At 60.9% G+C, this 14,641-nt stretch carries 16 protein-coding genes; 13 read left to right on the top strand and 3 right to left on the bottom strand.

Features of this window, described 5'->3' with window-relative positions:
* Positions 1-31: 31 nt before the first annotated feature.
* Positions 32-1,432 carry a uracil-xanthine permease family protein gene (locus J3351_RS00980; RefSeq protein ID WP_097772211.1) on the top strand — a complete coding sequence of 467 codons (1,401 nt, stop codon included), beginning with the start codon at positions 32-34 and terminating at the stop codon, positions 1,430-1,432.
* A gap of 67 nt (positions 1,433-1,499) precedes the next feature.
* Here the strand turns inward: J3351_RS00980 and J3351_RS00975 are convergent, their stop codons facing one another.
* Positions 1,500-2,162, bottom strand: coding sequence for an NTP transferase domain-containing protein (locus J3351_RS00975; RefSeq protein ID WP_242699250.1), 663 nt, complete (start codon positions 2,160-2,162; stop codon positions 1,500-1,502).
* A gap of 109 nt (positions 2,163-2,271) precedes the next feature.
* Here J3351_RS00975 and J3351_RS00970 point away from each other — a divergent pair, with 109 nt between their 5' ends.
* From J3351_RS00970 to yqeB, 10 genes are read left to right on the top strand one after another with little or no spacing between them, the layout of a single operon-like run.
* A complete protein-coding gene (locus J3351_RS00970; RefSeq protein WP_207696904.1) occupies positions 2,272-3,057 on the top strand; it encodes a xanthine dehydrogenase family protein subunit M in 786 nt (261 codons plus the stop codon).
* A 6-nt stretch (positions 3,058-3,063) separates the two neighbouring features.
* Complete coding sequence (locus tag J3351_RS00965) at positions 3,064-3,537, top strand: (2Fe-2S)-binding protein (protein ID WP_005932760.1); 474 nt, start codon at positions 3,064-3,066, stop codon at positions 3,535-3,537.
* Positions 3,534-5,822 carry a xanthine dehydrogenase family protein molybdopterin-binding subunit gene (locus tag J3351_RS00960; RefSeq protein ID WP_207696903.1) on the top strand — a complete coding sequence of 763 codons (2,289 nt, stop codon included), beginning with the start codon at positions 3,534-3,536 and terminating at the stop codon, positions 5,820-5,822. Before J3351_RS00965 ends, J3351_RS00960 begins: the two co-directional genes overlap by 4 nt.
* Complete coding sequence (yqeC, locus tag J3351_RS00955) at positions 5,822-6,526, top strand: selenium cofactor biosynthesis protein YqeC (RefSeq protein WP_207696902.1); 705 nt, start codon at positions 5,822-5,824, stop codon at positions 6,524-6,526. The genes J3351_RS00960 and yqeC overlap by 1 nt, the downstream gene beginning before the upstream one ends.
* A gap of 1 nt (position 6,527) precedes the next feature.
* Positions 6,528-7,565: a selenide, water dikinase SelD gene (selD, locus tag J3351_RS00950; protein WP_207696901.1), complete on the top strand. Its 1,038-nt coding sequence runs from the start codon at positions 6,528-6,530 to the stop codon at positions 7,563-7,565.
* A gap of 14 nt (positions 7,566-7,579) precedes the next feature.
* Positions 7,580-8,212, top strand: a complete 633-nt coding sequence (yedF, locus tag J3351_RS00945) for a sulfurtransferase-like selenium metabolism protein YedF (protein WP_035394061.1) — start codon at positions 7,580-7,582, stop codon at positions 8,210-8,212.
* Complete coding sequence (locus tag J3351_RS00940) at positions 8,209-9,342, top strand: aminotransferase class V-fold PLP-dependent enzyme (RefSeq protein WP_207696900.1); 1,134 nt, start codon at positions 8,209-8,211, stop codon at positions 9,340-9,342. Before yedF ends, J3351_RS00940 begins: the two co-directional genes overlap by 4 nt.
* Before the next feature lie 3 nt (positions 9,343-9,345).
* Positions 9,346-9,576, top strand: coding sequence for a DUF3343 domain-containing protein (locus J3351_RS00935; protein ID WP_156061249.1), 231 nt, complete (start codon positions 9,346-9,348; stop codon positions 9,574-9,576).
* Between the two features lie 18 nt (positions 9,577-9,594).
* The gene (locus J3351_RS00930) at positions 9,595-10,626 is read left to right on the top strand and encodes an XdhC/CoxI family protein (RefSeq protein ID WP_242699249.1); all 1,032 of its coding nucleotides are present in this window, start codon (positions 9,595-9,597) and stop codon (positions 10,624-10,626) included.
* 3 nt (positions 10,627-10,629) lie between these two features.
* Entirely contained in the window at positions 10,630-11,445 is an 816-nt protein-coding gene (yqeB, locus tag J3351_RS00925) for a selenium-dependent molybdenum cofactor biosynthesis protein YqeB (RefSeq protein WP_207696899.1), read from the top strand.
* 39 nt (positions 11,446-11,484) lie between these two features.
* On the opposite strand, the gene J3351_RS00920 is transcribed toward yqeB, so the two are convergent.
* Both J3351_RS00920 and J3351_RS00915 read right to left on the bottom strand, forming a co-directional pair.
* Positions 11,485-12,027, bottom strand: a complete 543-nt coding sequence (locus J3351_RS00920; protein ID WP_097771065.1) for a DUF4364 family protein — start codon at positions 12,025-12,027, stop codon at positions 11,485-11,487.
* A 92-nt stretch (positions 12,028-12,119) separates the two neighbouring features.
* A complete protein-coding gene (locus J3351_RS00915) occupies positions 12,120-13,055 on the bottom strand; it encodes a S1 RNA-binding domain-containing protein (protein ID WP_207696898.1) in 936 nt (311 codons plus the stop codon).
* 196 nt (positions 13,056-13,251) lie between these two features.
* On the opposite strand from J3351_RS00915, the gene J3351_RS00910 reads away from it, so the two are divergent.
* Positions 13,252-13,443 carry a DUF951 domain-containing protein gene (locus tag J3351_RS00910; protein ID WP_207696897.1) on the top strand — a complete coding sequence of 64 codons (192 nt, stop codon included), beginning with the start codon at positions 13,252-13,254 and terminating at the stop codon, positions 13,441-13,443.
* A gap of 31 nt (positions 13,444-13,474) precedes the next feature.
* Positions 13,475-14,566, top strand: a complete 1,092-nt coding sequence (gene prfA / locus J3351_RS00905; RefSeq protein WP_207696896.1) for a peptide chain release factor 1 — start codon at positions 13,475-13,477, stop codon at positions 14,564-14,566.
* Positions 14,567-14,641: the final 75 nt, after the last annotated feature.

Raw genomic sequence — 14,641 nt, 5'->3', positions numbered from 1 at the left:
GTAAAAAAGCCTTTTAGATAAAGGAGAAGTTATGATCAAAAATATCGAGTTGGAGAAGGGTGCATACCAGTTTGATGCCAAGATGCCCCTTCGCCAGGCCATCCCGCTGGGCCTGCAGCATGTATTTGCCATGTTCGTGGGCAACCTGACCCCGCTTCTTATCATCACCAGTGCCTGCGGCCTTGCAGGCGGTGAGTTTGCTGACCTGCAGGTCAGCCTGCTGCAGAACGCCATGTTCGTGGCCGGTGTGGTCACGCTGGTGCAGCTGTTCTCCATCGGCCCTGTGGGCGGTCAGGTTCCCATCATCATGGGTACCAGCTCCGGCTTCCTGGGCGTGTTCAACAGTGTGGCTGCTTCCATGGGCGGCGGCGTGCTGGCCTACGGTGCCATCATGGGCGCTTCCATTCTGGGCGGCCTGTTTGAGACTGTGCTGGGCTTCTTCCTCAAGCCCCTGCGCAAGTTCTTCCCCACGGTGGTCACCGGTACGGTGGTGCTGTCCATCGGTCTGTCCCTGATCTCCGTGGGTGTCAATTCCTTTGGCGGCGGCAACGCAGCCAAGGACTTCGGTTCCGCGGAAAACCTGTTGCTGGCCGTGTTCGTGCTGGTGGTGATCCTGTTCTTCAAGCATTGGACCACGGGCTTCCTGAGTTCTTCCTCCATCCTCATCGGCATCGTAGCGGGCTATCTGGCAGCCTTTATCATGGGCTTTGTCCTGCCCACTACCGGTGTCACTGCCGAGGGTGTGGAGTTCACCAAGGCATGGGTGCTGAACTGGAGCAAGGTGGCACAGGCCGACTGGTTTGCCATCCCCAAGCTGGTTCCCGTCAAGATCGTTTTTGATATGCGCGCCATCCTGCCCGTGCTGATCATGTTCATCGTCACCGCTGTGGAGACCGTGGGCGATATCTCCGGCGTGATGGAGGGCGGCATGAGCCGTGAGGCCACCGATAAGGAGCTGTCCGGCGGTGTTATCTGCGACGGCCTGGGCTCTTCCTTTGCCGCCTGCTTCGGCGTTCTGCCCAACACCTCCTTCAGCCAGAACGTGGGCCTGGTTTCCATGACCAAGGTCGTCAACCGCGGTGCACTGGCTACCGGTGCCATCTTCCTGATCCTCTGCGGCCTGATCCCCAAGCTGGGCGCACTGGTCTCCATCATGCCGCAGGCCGTTCTGGGCGGTGCTGCCGTGATGATGTTCTCTTCCATCGTGGTGTCCGGCATCCAGCTCATTACCAAGGAGAAGATGACCCCGCGCACCCTGACCATCGTTTCCGTTGCACTGGGCGTGGGTTACGGCATGGGTGCAAATGCCAGCATCCTGGCACACACCCCCCAGTTCTTCCAGTTGATCTGCGGCGAGAGCGGCATCGTGCCCGCAGCCTTTGTGGCCATTGTGCTGAACGTGCTGCTGCCCAAGGACGATAAGGCCGAATAAACCTCTCAGTCACCTTCGGTGACAGCTCCCCTGACAGGGGAGCCAAGAAGTGCCCTTGCCTCTCCTGTCAGGGGACACACCATTGCGCTGCAATGGCGGAGAGCTCCTCCAGAGCTTCCGGCGTATCTGCATCCAGCAGTTCTTCCCGCCGCTGGGCGTAAACGATCTGTACCTGCTCAGGGTGAGCCTTGAGCACAACACTGCCGCCCTTGCCCTCGGGCAGGGTGCGCAGAGCGGGAAAATATCCGCATCCAAACAGAACGGGACTTCCGACAACGGTGTCCGGGCCATGTGCGGCCCGGGCTCCCAGCCGGAAGATCGCCCGCTCTGTTTCTTTTTGTGTCTGGGCAAAAGCAGTGATCAGCGCTTCCAGCGTCTCCCGCTGCAGCAGTGGCTGATCTCCGGGCAGGAAGATGCAGCCTGCAAGGTTGGGGCATTGCTCCAGCAGCGCCTCCAGCCCCAGCTGAACAGTGTCATTCCGGCCCGGCAGGCTGTGGAGCAGGCAGGGAACGGCCTGTGCGTCACACAGGGCCTTTACCTCGGCAGAGCGGGTCACGACCACCCGGGCGGCAAGGGCGGGGGTGGCGGTGACCTCCAGCGCCCGGCAGAGCAGGGGGCGGCCCCCGAAATCTGCCAGCAGCTTGTTGGAGCCGAACCGCCGGGCCAGCCCCGATGCCATGATGACGCATCCCACCGAAGGGCGGGCGTTTCTTCTGCACAATTCTGCCATAAAATCATTCCTCCTGAATCTGCCGGATCTGCGGCAGTCTTTCCAGTGGCATTATAAGGGATTTTGTGATAAAATAAAAGTAGCAATCGAAAAAAGAGAGGTACTGCGTATGATGACGATCCGGGAATACAAACGGGCCGAAAGCCTCGAGGAAGCCTGGCAGCTCAACCAGAAGCGAAACAATCGGGTCATCGGCGGCATGATCTGGCTCAAGATGGAGAACATCAATGTCGGCACCGCCATCGACCTGTCGGGCCTTGGGCTGGACAAAATTGAGGAAACGGCCGAGGGCTTTTCCATCGGGGCCATGGTGCCCCTGCGGCAGATCGAGCTCCACGAGGGGCTCAATGCCTACACGGACGGCGCTGTGCGGGAATCTGTGCGCCACATTGTGGGTGTGCAGCTGCGCAACCTCGCCACCGTGGGCGGCAGCATTTACAGCCGTTTTGGCTTTTCCGATGTTCTGACCATGTTCCTGGCCCTGAACGCTTCGGTGGAGCTCTACAAGGGCGGCATCGTGCCGCTTTCGGAGTATGCCCAGCGCCCGTACGACAGGGATATCCTGGTGCGGGTCATCGTGCCGAAGGAGCAGGCAGCATTCTGCTATCAGTCGGTGCGCAACAGCCAGACGGATTTTCCGGTGCTGACCTGTGCCGCCGCGAAAACGGCCGGGGGCTTCCGGGTCGCCATTGGTGCCCGGCCCGGCAAGGCAGTGCTGTATACCCTGCAGCCCAATGCCGCCGAAACGCCGGAGCTGACCGCCGCCCGCTTTGCCGCTGAGGTGCGGGCAAACATCCGGACGGAGAGCAACATGCGCGGCAGTGCGGAATACCGCAATCATCTGGCCGGGGTGCTGGTCAAGCGCGCTGTGCTGAAATTGAAAGGGAACAGGTGAGACAAGATGCAGGTGAATATTATTCTGAACGGAACCAAAGTCACGGCAGAGGCCGCACCGGACACCCTGCTCATCGATTTTGTCCGCGCACACGGCTGTTACAGTGTCAAGCGCGGCTGTGAGACCTCCAACTGCGGCCTGTGCACCGTCTTTCTGGACGATGTGCCGGTGCTGTCCTGCTCTGTGCTGGCAGCCCGTGCCGACGGCCACAGGGTGACCACGCTGGAGGGCCTGCAGGAGGAGGCTGCTGAGTTCGGTGCTTTTATCGCCGATCAGGGTGCGGAGCAGTGCGGCTTCTGCAACCCGGGCTTTATTATGAACGCTCTCGCCCTCTTCCGGGAAAAGGAATACCCCACTGAGGAGGAGATCAAGGAATATCTCGCGGGCAACCTCTGCCGCTGCTCCGGCTACGAGGGTCAGCTGCGGGGCATCCAGAATTTCCTCGCCTGGAAGAAAGCAAAACAGGAGGGTGCCGAATGAAAAACGTCAACAAAGCATTCCGCAAAAAAGATGCCATGCAGCTTGTGACCGGCAAGCCCGTTTACATGGATGATCTGGCCCCGGCAGACTGCCTGATCGTCAAGCTGTACCGTTCGCCCCATGCCAACGCCATGGTGGAGCGCATCGACACGTCCGTGGCCAAAAAGGTGCCCGGCATCGAGGCCATCTTCACCTGGGAGGATGTGGATCAGAACGCCCGCCGCTACACGCAGGCCGGCCAGACCTACCCCGAAGCCAGCCCCTACGACCGCCTGGTCATTGACCGCCACGTCCGCTTTGTGGGGGACGTGGTGGCCATTGTTGTGGGCAAGGATGAGAAGTGTGTCGAGAAAGCCATGAAGCTCATCAAGGTGGAGTATCAGGTGCTGGAGCCGGTGCTGGATTTCCACACTGCGAAGGACAACCCCATCCTTGTCCACCCGGAGGACAACTGGGAGAGCCTGAGTCCTGTGGGTGCCGATAACAAGCGCAACCTCTGTGCCCACGATGCGTGCGGCGACGGCGACATCGATGCCGTGCTGGCAAAGTGCGATGTTGTCATCGACCGTGTTTACCACACCAAGGCCTGCCAGCAGGCCATGATGGAGACCTTCCGCACCTGCTGCTGGATGGATCTGTACGGGCGGCTGAACATCCTCAGCTCGACCCAGATCGTGTTCCATACCCGCCGCAATGTGGCAAACGCCCTGCACATCCCCAAATCCATGATCCGCGTCATCAAGCCCCGCATCGGCGGCGGCTTTGGTGCCAAGCAGACAGCGGTCTCGGCCATCTATCCGGCCTTTGTTACCTGGAAGACCAAGAAGCCCTGCAAGCTGATCTTCACCCGCGAAGAGAGCCAGACCGCATCTTCGCCCCGCCACGAGATGGAAATGCACGTCCGTCTGGGTGCCACCAAGGACGGCATTGTGAAGGGTATCGACCTCTACACCCTGTCCAACACCGGTGCCTACGGCGAGCACGGCCCCACAACGGTGGGCCTTTCCGGCCACAAGTCCATCCCGCTGTACGGCAAGGCCGAAGCCTTCCGTTTTGTCAGCGACGTGGTCTACACCAACCACATGTCTGCCGGTGCGTACCGCGGCTATGGTGCGACCCAGGGCCTGTTTGCGGTGGAATCTGCTGTCAACGAGCTGGCTGCCAGGCTCCACATGGACCCCTTCAAGATCCGTGAAATGAACATCGTCAAAGAGGACGATGTAATGCCCGCCTATTACGGCGCTGTGAACACCAGCTGCGCGCTGGATCGCTGCCTGAAAAAAGTCCACGAGATGATCGACTGGGACAACAAGTACCCTGTGCGCGACCTTGGCAATGGCAAGGTGCGCGCCGTGGGCATGGGCATGGCCATGCAGGGCTCCGGCATTTCCGGCATGGATGTGGGCAGTGCCACCCTCAAGGTAAACGATGACGGATTCTACTCCCTCATCATCGGCGCTGCCGATATGGGTACCGGCTGTGACACCACGCTGGCTCAGATCGCCGCCGAGGTGCTGGACTGTGACCTGGACAATATCACCGTCTTTGGCGCGGATACCGATACCTCGCCCTATGACTCCGGCTCCTACGCTTCCTCTACCACCTATGTCACCGGCAAGGCAGTGGAGAAGTGCGCCCTCCGGCTGCGCGGCCAGATCTGCAAGCTGGGCGCGGAGCTGCTCCAGACGACCGAAGATGCCGTGGATTTTGACGGCAAGTTCATTTCCCTGAACGCAGACCCGGAGAAGAGGGTCTCTCTCTCTGAGGTGGCATTCGCCTCCCAGTTCGGCCACATGGTGCCGCTGGAGATCACCGAGACCCACACCTCGCCCCTTTCGCCCCCGCCCTACATGGTCGGCGCGGCTGAAATTGAGCTGGACAAGGAGACCGGTGAAGTCAAGGTGGTGGATTATGCCGCCTGCGTGGACTGCGGCACCCCCATCAACCCCAACCTGACCCGTGTGCAGGCTGAGGGCGGCATCCTGCAGGGCATCGGCATGGCCCTGACCGAGAACATCACCTACGATGCCAAGGGTTGGCCGATGGAGAACTCCTTTATGCAGTATAAGATCCCCGCCCGTGTGGACATCGGCCACATCCGGGTGGAGTTTGAGAGCAGCTACGAGCCCAACGGCCCGTTTGGTGCAAAATCCATCGGTGAGGTGGTCATCAACACCCCGCTGCCCGCCATCGCGGATGCCATCTACAATGCCATCGGCACCCGCTTCTATGAGCTGCCCATCACCCCGGAGCAGGTCGCCATGGCGGTGGAAGAAAACCGCTGATGCTTCCGGAAAAACAATTTCCGTTTCTGGCTGAAAAGGGCCATGTGGTCTCGCTGGTGGGCGGCGGCGGAAAAACCACCCTGCTCTATGCCTTTGCCCGGCATTGTGCCGCCAAAGGCTGGCGGGTGCTGGTGAGCACCACCACCCACATCCGGCAGCCCGGGGAGAATTATGCCGCGGATGAAGCCGCGCTTGCGTCCCTCTGGGCGGCAGGGCGATATGCCGTGGCCGGTGTCCCGGCAGAGCAGGGCAAGCTGACCGCCCTGCCGCCGGAGCAGTTGACCTGCTGGATGGCACAGGCGGATATGGTTCTTCTGGAAGCGGACGGTGCAAAACGGATGCCCTGCAAAGTTCCGGCGGCCCATGAACCGGTGCTGCTGCCGGAAAGTGATATCGTGCTGGCCGTGGCCGGGTTGTCCGCACTGGGCAGACCTCTGCGGGAGGTCTGCTTCCGGCTGGAGCAGGCCTGCGCCCTGCTGGGCGCTGCCCCCGAAACGCTTCTGACCCCGGAGCTGCTGGCAAGGCTGCTGGCCAGCGAGAAGGGGGGACGAAAACTGGTAGGGAACCGCCGTTTTTCTGTGGTGCTCAATCAGGCGGATGACCCCGCCCGCATTGCCGCAGGCGAACAGACCCTCGCGCTCCTGCGCGAAAAATATGAGGTGCAGGGCGTGTTGACTTATTTTGATGAAAAGGAGCGTGCATGAAATGGCAGAACAAGGCCCCATTGTATTCTGCACCGGCGGCGGATGCACCGCCAAGCTGGGTGCCGGGGTACTGAGCCGCATTTTGGAAAAGCTGCCCCGGGGCGAAAAAGACCCCGACCTTCTGGTTGGCTACGACAGCCGGGACGATGCTGCCGTCTACCGCATCACCGAGGACGTTGCTCTGGTGCAGACGGTGGATTTCTTCCCGCCGATGGTCGATGACCCCTATACCTTTGGGCAGATCGCCGCGGCCAATGCCCTGAGCGATGTCTACGCCATGGGCGGTGAGGTCAAAACGGCACTGAATCTTGTCTGCTTCCCCGAGAGCATGGATCTGAACGTGTTGGGGGAAATCCTGCGCGGCGGTGCCGAAAAGGTGGCCGAAGCCGGGGGTACGCTGGCGGGTGGGCACTCCATTGCCGATACCGGCGTGAAGTACGGCCTGTCGGTGACCGGTCTGGTAGACCCGCACCGCCTGACGGCCAACGATACCGGCCGCCCGGGCGACAAGCTTCTTCTGACCAAGGCGCTTGGCGTGGGTCTGATCTGTACCGCCAACCGGGTGGGCGAAGCCGCTCCGGAGCAGATGGAAGCCGCCGTCCGTTCCATGACCACCCTGAACAAAACGGCGGCAGAGATCGCACGCAGGTACGAGGTGCACGCCGCCACGGATGTGACCGGGTTCAGCTTCCTGGGCCATCTGCACGAGATGATGGGGGAGAAGCTCTCCTGCGTCATCGATGCCCATGCGGTGCCGGTACTGCCCGGTGCGTGGGAGGCCGCAGATGCCTGCCTGTACACCGCCGCCGGTCAGCGCAACCGCAACCACACCGGGCCCTTTGTCCGGTTTGAGAAAGTACCCTTCCCGATGGAAGAAATCCTGTTTGATCCCCAGACCTCCGGCGGCCTGCTGTTTGCCGTGGCCCCGCAGGATGCCGCTGCCCTGGAAGCAGAGCTGCAGGCGGCGGGTCTGCCCGCAAATGTCGTGGGCACCATTGGGGAAAAGCAGACACCGGAGATCACAGTAACATACGAATGATGGAGGAACAACCGATGATCAAGATCGATGCCCGTGGAGATGCCTGTCCGCTGCCCGTGGTCAAGGCCAAAAAGGCCATTGCAGAGCTGCACGGCCCCGGCGAGGTGGAAGTGCTGGTGGACAATGAAATTGCTGTCCAGAACCTGACCAAGATGGCCCAGCAGAAGGGCTATCTGTCCAGCTCCGAAAAACTGGCCGAACAGGAATACCGTGTTCGCTTTACCATCAAGGACACGCCCGCTGCGGAAACCGCTGTGCCGGGCAAGGTGAAACAGCAGGCAGAAGCGGAAACCTGCATCCCGGATGCCCGCACCGATACAGTGGTGGTCATCGCGTCCGACAAGATGGGGGAGGGGGCCGAGGAGCTGGGCAAGACCCTGCTCAAGGCCTTCGTGTTCTCCCTGACCCAGCAGGACAAGCTGCCCAAGACGATCCTTTTCTATAACGGCGGCGCATCCCTGACCTGTGAGGGTTCGCCCATGCTGGAAGACCTGAAGGCACTGGAAGCTGAGGGTGTGGAGATCCTGACCTGCGGCACCTGCCTGAACTACTACGGCATAACGGAGAAGCTGGCCGTGGGCGGCGTGACCAATATGTATGTCATCGCTGAAAAGATGCTGAACGCCGGGAACGTGGTCAAGCCGTGATCTACCTTGATAACGCCGCAACCACTCTGCACAAGCCTCCGGAGGTGGGGCAGGCGATGCTGGATGCTCTGCAGACAGCGGGCAACCCGGGCCGTGGGGCCCATGCGCCCACCCTGCACGCCTCCCGTGTCGTCTACGAGACCCGGGAAGCGCTGGCCCAGCTCTTCCACGCCGAAGGCCCGGCCTGCATCGCCTTTGCATCCAATGCGACCCAGGCGCTGAACACGGCCATCAACGGGCTCTTTGGCCCGGGGGATCATGTCATCACCACGGTCTGCGAGCACAATTCCGTCCTGCGGCCCCTCTACCGCCTCCAAAGGCAGGGGGTTGAGGTGAGCTTTGTGGATGTGGACGCAAACGGTGTGCTCTGCTATGCGCAGTTTGAGCAGCTGCTCCGTCCAAACACCAAGGGAGTGGTTGTGACCGGTGCTTCCAATGTCACCGGAAACCGCACGGACCTGGCGTTCGTGTCCGCTTTTGCAAAAAAGCACGGCCTGTTGTTTCTCGTGGATGCCGCCCAGACAGCGGGTGCCATGTTGGTGGATGTGCAGGCACTGGGGATCGATGTGCTCTGCTTTACCGGGCACAAGGCGCTGCTGGGCCCGCAGGGCACCGGCGGGCTGTATGTCCGGCCCGGGCTGCAGGTTGCCCCCCTTGTGGTGGGCGGCAGCGGAGTCCACAGCTTTGATGAACGCCACCCCGTCGAAATGCCCACTGCTCTGGAAGCCGGAACGTTGAATGTGCCGGGAATCGCCGGGCTGGGGGCCGGGGTGCGCTGGCTCCTGACGCAGGGCGTGGAAGCGTTGGAAACAAAAGAAAATGCGCTTGCACGCCTGTTTTACGAAACTGTCCGGGAAATTCCCGGTGTGCGGCTTTATGGTGACTTCACTGCGCCGCGTGCGCCCATCGTCTCACTGAACCTGGCGGGCGAGGATTCCGCCCGGGTGGCGGATGTGCTCTGGGAAGAGTACGGCATCTGTGTGCGGGCCGGTGCGCACTGTGCCCCGCTGATGCACAGGGCGCTGGGCACCGTGGAGCAGGGCGTGGTGCGGTTCAGCTTCTCCCACACCAACACCCGGGAGGAGACGCTTGCCGCTGCCTGTGCGGTGCGCAGTCTGGCGGAGGAATAAACGATGCGAGCAAAGAGACCCTATATCGTGTTATCCTTCCGCACCACAGTGGAAGCGATGGCATGGGAAAAACACTGCGAAGCGGAACACATCCCCGGGCGGCTCATTCCGCTGCCCCGGGAACTCTCTGCCGGGTGCGGCCTTGCGTGGCGGATGCCGCCCGAGGACTGGCTGCTGTGGCAGAGCCGCATCGACCCCGCTGCCTATGATGCCGCAGCGGTGGTAGAACAATAACAAATAAAGGAGAATTGGATGGGAAACCGTTCTTTTTTCAACGCACTCCATGACCGGGAGGGAAATTTTCTGCTGGCCACGGTGCTGGAAGGCCCGGCGCAGGGGGAACGTGTCCTGCTGCGGAACACAGCACCGGTCTGGCCGGAGGAACTGCCTGCGTTCTGGGGGGAGCATCTGCCTGCCCTGGCCGCTGTGACCTCCAGTGGAATTCTGAAATCAGCCGGACAGCGCTTTTTTGTGGAGCGCTTTGGCGCGGCCCCGCAGCTTGTGGTCTGCGGCGGCGGCCATGTGGGCGCGTCGGTGGTGCGGCTGGCAAAGCTGCTGGGCCTGCCGGTCACAGCGCTGGAGGACCGCCCCGAGTTTGCGGAGGAGCTGCGTCAGGCCGGGGCCGATGCTGTGCTCTGCCTGCCCTTTGCAGAGGGTCTTGCGCAGATCCCCGGCGGGCAGGAGACATACTTTGTGGTCGTGACCCGTGCCCACAGCTGTGATATTGCTTGCCTGCGTTCTATTCTGCAAAAGCCCGCCGCCTATGTGGGCATGATGGGCAGCCGGAAGCGTGCGGCTCTGGTGCACACACAGCTGGCTGAGCTGGGGCTGCCGCAAGAGCGCATTGATGCCCTGCACGCGCCCATTGGGCTTTCCATTGGCGCAAAAACCGCACAGGAGATCGCACTTTCCATTCTTGCGGAGATCGTCTCCGTGAAAAACAGCCGCCAGCAGACCGAGGGCTTTTCCCCGGCGCTGCTGGCCGCGCTGGAACAACAGACCGTCCCGGCGGTGCTGGCGACCATCGTAGGCCGCCATGGCTCTACGCCAAGAGAGGAGGGCTCCAAGATGTTGGTCCTGCCCGATGGCTCTGCTGTGGGCAGCGTGGGCGGCGGCATCATGGAGTACCGCACCCAGCAGCTGGCGCGGGAATTGCTGGAGCCAGGGGCTGCCCCATGCAGGCTGGCCGCCTTTACCACAGAGGGGGCCAGCGATGCCGCGGCCATTGCGGCCTGCGGCGGCTCCATGGAAGTCTTTTTGCAGCGTGTGGAACCGGAGGGATGAGCCATGAAGCGTGATGACCTGATCGTTGTTCGGGGCGGGGGAGACCTTGCCACCGGTGTTGTGCATCGGCTTTGGTCGGCAGGGCTGCGGGTGCTGGTGCTGGAAACATCCCATCCTGCCGCCATCCGTCGGCAGGTGTCTCTCTGTGAGGCTGTTTACGAAGGCGAGACCGCTGTGGAAGGAATGCGGGGCATCCGGGTGGAGACGCTGGCGGATGCCGATGCCGTCTGGGCACAGAACGCCGTGCCGATTTTGATAGACCCCACGGGTGCTTGCCTGCCGCAGGCAAGGCCTGCTGTTCTGGTGGATGCCATCATCGCAAAGAAAAATCTGGGCACCACCCGGGAAATGGCTCCGCTGACCATTGCCCTTGGCCCCGGTTTTACGGCGGGGCAGGATGTGGACGTGGTGGTGGAGACCAAGCGCGGCCACAAGCTGGGCCGCATCATCCGGGAAGGATCTGCCGCGCCAAACTCCGGCGTGCCGGGCATCATCGGCGGCTATGGTGCTGAGCGTGTGCTCCATGCGCAGGCCGCGGGCATCTTCCGCAACCTGCATTCTATCGCTGATTTTGTGGAGGCGGGCGAGGCTGTGGCCGAGATCGAAACACCAGACAGCCAGCGTTTGCCGGTGATCACACAGATCTCTGGCATCCTGCGGGGTCTGCTGCGGGATGGCTACCCGGTGACCAAAGGGTTCAAGGTGGCTGATGTGGACCCCCGCCGTGCGGAGCTGGAAAACTGCTTCCTCATCTCGGATAAGGCCCGCTGCATTGCGGGCAGTGTGCTGGAACTGATCACAGCAGCGTGCTGGAACTAAAAGAAACGGGACTGTTTTTGCAACAGCCCCGTTTCTTTGTTACTCTGTCAGTTTTGTGATGAGCATCTGATAGATCTCGTTGCCCTTGAGGATGAACTGCTTCTTGACCAGATCGGCACTCAGCCGGTCAGGCGTGCCGATATCCAGACAAAACAACTCCTGATCCAGTGCCTTGATGGTGCAGCGGATGGAGCAGTGGCCGTCCGGCTTTTCGGTGATGCGGGCGCTGTACTCGGCTTCCTTGCGGGCCCAGGTCTGGCTGCGCAGAACCGCCGCCACCGCGCGCTCCCGCACACTGCGGGGCAGGTCATAGGCGAGCTCCTGCGCGACCTTGCGTCCTTTTTCGGTGATGGAATAGCGATCTTCCTTCAGCGTGACCAGCTGCTGGCGGGTGATATCATCCAGACAGGAGCCGATCTCAAAATAGTTGACCAGCTGTTCTTCCATCAGCGCATTCTCGATCTCCGTCCGGGTGATCGGCCCGGCATTCTTTACCAGATAACACAACAGCAACCGGATCTCCGTGCTGTCGGTCAGCCCGCCGGGACGAACACCGGCGGTAAAAGCATCGTTGGCGGCCATCGTTCTGCACATCCCCCTGTCATTTCAAATTGCTGCCCGGCACTGCCTCGGGGCAGGCCGTAAAGAATCACTTTCTTATAGTATAAAGGGTTTCAGACAGGATTGCAAGCCGCAACCGCAAAATCTGTCTCAATGCGCTTGCGGCTTTCGGGAGTGGAATACAGCCAGTGGTCGATATGCCCCTCGGTGATGAAATAGCGCAGGTCGAACCGGTGGCTCTGGCCCAGGCTGTGGTTGACGATGACCAGCTTGATCTTCATTTTATCGGGCAGGATGTTTTTGATGTAAACGCTCACTGCCTGCCCGGGGTGCAGGTCGGGGCAGGTCTCGGCAAGGCCGGCCAGATTGGGGGCGATCTCCACAAAGGTGCCGTATTCCTCCACGCTCCGCACAATGCCCACCACGGTCTCGCCCACGGTGAACCCGGCGGCGTTCTCCTCCCAGGTGCCCAGCAGCTCCCGGATGCTCAGCACGAACCGCCCCTGCGCATCCCGGCTTTTGATGGCGCACAGGATCTGCTGGCCCACACTCACCCGGTCGGCAGGGGATGAGATGCGGCTGACCGACATGCAGTCGATGGGCAGCAGGGCGCTGATGCCGCACCCAACGTCACAAAAGGCACCAAACGGCTCGATGTGGGTCACAGTGCAGGGCAGGATGTCCCCGGGCTGTAAGGTGTCCAGATACTCTGCCTTGCACATCCGCTGTGCCTCAGCCCGGGAAAGCTGGTAGCAGGGCTGGCCGTTTTCCCCGGTCTCCATCCCTTCGATCACAAAGCAGGTGGGGCGGCCCACCCGCGTCAGCACCGCAATGTCCCGCACGGTGCCGCTCTCAGCCCCATCGGCACACTGGCCAAAGGGCATCACGGCCTTTACCCCGCCCAGGTCGAACCGGAGCTGGCGCTGGGTGTCAAAGGCAAGGGCAGTGCTCTGTAAAATTTCGCGGCTGGCGATGGCGGCGCGCAGTTCTGCGGGGCTGAGCCGGTCTGCGGAACGGTAATTGCCTTCAGTACGAAATGTCTGCATCATGGTTTGTTCCTCTTTCTGTGTTATTTTAGCGTTTTCCGCTGCACGTCGGCACACAAAGCAGGTGTCGGCATTAAAACTCTATGCGCGGACAATTGCATTTTATACGAGTTTGGTTTATACTATATCTGTATGTGCGGCATGGAAACCTGCTGCACAGGGTACTGCCCCGCAAAGGGGCGGCAGGAGGGAAAGAAACATGGATATCGCAGTGGGAGATACCATCCAGACCCGCAAAAAACACCCGTGCGGAGCTTCCAGCTTCGAGGTGCTCCGGGTCGGCATGGATTTCAAGATCCGCTGCACGGGCTGCGGCCGTGAGGTCATGCTGCCCCGCGCGAAAATTGAAAAAAACATCAAGAAAGTGCTCAAGTCCGGCGCTGCCGAGTAACCATTGGGTCATGTAAGGAGAACTGCACAGTATGTCAAGACTGCTTTCCCAAATGGAGGCTGTCAGCCACCGGTTTGAAGAACTTTCCATCCGCCTGAACCAGCCGGAAACAGCGGCAGATTCCGCACTGTTCCGCCGCCTGATGCAGGAGTATCACGAGGCGGAGCCCGTGGTGCAGGCCTATCAGGCCCTGATCACGGCGCAGGATCATCTTGCTCAGGCCAAAGCCCTGCTCGAGGGCGAGGCCCTTGATCCGGACTTTAAGGAAATGGTACAGCAGGAGATCAGCGAAAAAAGTCAGGAAGTGGCGCAGCTGGAAAATAATCTCAAAATTTTGCTGCTGCCCAAGGATGTCAACGATGGCAAAAGCGTCATCATGGAGCTGCGCGGCGGTGCGGGCGGCGAAGAGGCCGCGCTGTTTGCCCACAGCCTGATGCGGATGTACACCATGTACGTTCAGAGCAGGGGCTGGGAGCTGGAGGTTCTGAACCTCAATGAGACGGAGCTGGGCGGTGTCAAGGAAGCCATTCTTGCCGTGAACGGCGCAGGGGCCTATAACCGGCTCAAGTATGAGAGCGGAGTGCACCGTGTCCAGCGTGTGCCCGAGACCGAAACGCAGGGCCGCATCCACACCTCCACGGCAACCGTGGCGGTGATGCCGCAGGCCGAAGAGGTGGATCTTGTCATCGACCCCAAGGATCTGCGCATCGATACCTTCCGCTCCTCGGGTGCGGGCGGCCAGCACATCAACAAAACGTCCAGCGCCATCCGGGTCACGCACATCCCCACCGGAATGGTGGTGGAGTGCCAGAACGAACGCAGCCAGTTCCAGAATAAGGATAAGGCGCTGGAGATCCTGCGCAGCCGCCTGCTGGCCCAGAAGCAAAAGGAACAGCAGGATGCCATCAATGCCAACCGCGCGGGGCAGGTGGGAACCGGTGACCGCAGCGAGAAGATCCGGACTTACAATTTCCCGCAGGATCGCTGCACCGACCATCGCATTGGCCTGACGGTCCACAATCTGGATAAGATCATGGACGGAAATCTGGACGAGATCATTGATGCACTGGCAACCCATGAACAGGCCGAAAAACTGCGTCAGCTCAACGCACAGGCCGAATGATACTGCGATGAAAAGAATAACGTGCTTGCGTTGATTTAATGATTGGAAAGTAATTATACTTTACAGATAGAAAGA

Source organism: Faecalibacterium sp. Marseille-Q0746 (genome assembly GCF_017377595.1).
Taxonomy (GTDB): domain Bacteria; phylum Bacillota; class Clostridia; order Oscillospirales; family Ruminococcaceae; genus Faecalibacterium; species Faecalibacterium duncaniae.
Note: the sequence above shows the minus strand (reverse complement) of the source record. Positions and strands in the feature narration are given on the sequence as shown.